Raw genomic sequence first — 292 nt, 5'->3', positions numbered from 1 at the left:
TCGGCGGGCGTTGATGCCGGTGCGCTGGCATCACGGCACCTTCACCCTCGACGGGCGGCGGGTGCGGATCCCCACCGCGCAAAACAGCCCGCCGTTGTGGATCCGGTTGGCGCGGGAGGTGCCGTATCCGGTTGAGCAGGTCCGGTCGGTCACCCTGCTGTGTGAGGGCGGCCGCCTGTTCCTGGACGTGACCGCCGAAGTCCCGGTGGCGACGTATCCGCCGGGTGAGGGACCGGACCCGGCCAGGGTGGCCGGGGTGGATCTGGGGATCATCCACCCCTATGCGGTGGCG

General features: G+C 71.2%; 1 protein-coding gene. It reads left to right on the top strand.

All coding sequences use genetic code 11. The features are described 5' to 3' along the window. The coding region (locus FXF52_RS42355; RefSeq protein WP_187414037.1) for a transposase at positions 1-292 on the top strand (292 nt) is incomplete at both ends.

Origin of the sequence: Micromonospora sp. MP36, assembly GCF_008119785.1 — a bacterium.
GTDB lineage: Bacteria > Actinomycetota > Actinomycetes > Mycobacteriales > Micromonosporaceae > Micromonospora.
Note: the sequence above shows the minus strand (reverse complement) of the source record. Positions and strands in the feature narration are given on the sequence as shown.